This is a genomic window from Streptomyces sp. NPDC002619 (assembly GCF_042889305.1).
GTDB lineage: Bacteria > Actinomycetota > Actinomycetes > Streptomycetales > Streptomycetaceae > Streptomyces.
In genome coordinates this window covers 1-1,582 of the sequence record NZ_JBIAQV010000154.1, presented here as the reverse complement: position 1 = coordinate 1,582, position 1,582 = coordinate 1, and the positions used below count along the sequence as shown (strand labels likewise).

General features: G+C 67.2%; 1 protein-coding gene and 1 pseudogene. Both read right to left on the bottom strand.

Features of this window, described 5'->3' with window-relative positions; all coding sequences use genetic code 11:
• Positions 1–1,100 (bottom strand): ABC transporter substrate-binding protein (locus ACFYXB_RS45965; protein ID WP_389591473.1); only part of this gene is annotated, 1,100 nt, incomplete at its 3' end.
• 250 nt (positions 1,101–1,350) lie between these two features.
• A pseudogene (locus ACFYXB_RS45960) lies at positions 1,351–1,582 on the bottom strand (hypothetical protein); the annotation flags it as partial.

Below are 1,582 nucleotides of genomic sequence, written 5' to 3'. Positions count from 1 at the left end.
GACGCGTCGTAGACCTGGCCGAGGTAGACCGGCACCTTGTGGCTGTTGAAGTAGTCCCGCAGGGCGCCGGGGGTGTACTGCTTCATGTCGCTCAGTGCGGTGTAAGCCGTCATCGCGAACGAGAAGCCCTGCTCCGACACCCCGCCTATGCCGGCGCCGAACCCGGCCTTCTCCATCTGGTCGCGGTAGGTCACGGCCTGCGAGGCCGAGGAGTTGTACAGGTCCACGCCGGAGTACGCCACCACACCTTCGGCCGCCGACCCGGCCGGCTGGACGAAGTTCTTCTCGTCGATCGCGACATTCGACACCGCGAACTGCGCCTGCACGCCGGCCGCCTGCGCGTTCTGGAGTGTCTGCGCCATCTGAGCCGGGCCGAGTGACATCGTGACGGTGTCAACGCCCTGGCTCGCTTTGAGCACCTCCGGCGTGAAGTCGGTGGCGGTCGGGTCGACGACGACCATACGGACGAACTCAACCCCGCCCTTCCGCGCGGCCGGCGGGAGAATCCCCCGGAACAGCGAGATGGTCTCCGGGATGTTGGTCATGATCGAGCCGACGCTTTTCTTGCCTTGCTTCTTCAGGTGGGAGAAGGCGGCGGCGTATCCGCTTTCGGTGTCGGCATGCAGGATGATCGCGTATTTGCTCTGGTCCTCGGACAGGGCCGAGCCGGGAGTGAACGTGCTGATGCCGGCGGCCGCGGCTATCGGCAGGCTCGCGGTGCCGAAGGCGCTGCCGTAGTTCAAGATCGCGGTGACGTTGTCGGCTACGAATTTGTGCACGCAGGCGGTGTTCTTCGACGGGTCCTGGCCCTGGTCGTCGCAGTACTCCATCTGCAGCGGGTGGCCCTTGACGCCGCCGAGCTGGTTATTGACGTAGGCGGCGGCGGCCTTGACGCCTTGCTGGAAGGCGGGAACGGCGCTGACCCCGGTCACCGGCGACACCACGCCGAACTTGATCGGCGTGCCCGACGCAACCTTGCCGCCCGCAGTGGACGCGGCCCTCGACGCCGCCGTCGAGTCTCCGCCGCCGCTCGAGCACCCGGCGAGGAGCACCACAGCCGAGGCCAGCGCGGCGAGACTGGCTACAAAGCCTCTACCCATCCTCAGTCCCATCTTTGATATCTGATAACTGATCGAAGATTAAGGGTGGGTGACATCCTCGTCAAGGAGTCGTTTCCGAACCCGTCCCTGGTCGTCCGGGCCGGGAGTGAACGCGCGATGCCGGCCGCTGCGGCTATCGACAGGCTCGCGGTGCCCAAGGCGCTGCCTGAGTTCAGCAACTCCCGGCCACTGTCCGCCCACTCAGCCTGTCTCGCCGGCCGGCCCGCGCCAGGCGTGGCGCAGACTCTTCTCAATCGATCTGCGCGGGTGGCCGGTGTCCGCCGTCGCCGCCCCTCCCCTTCGCTGCCGCCGGCATCGACAGCACCGGCCTGTGCGGCGGCCACCCAGCCAGTCCGGCGATAGCAGAGCCCAGCACCCAGTTGATCGCGGCGATCCGTTCGGGTGACCGGCCGATCAGCGTCAGGCCCTTCTCCGTCTCGGCCGCAGCCCGGGTGTAGATGCCGAACCGGGTCTTGCTGAAC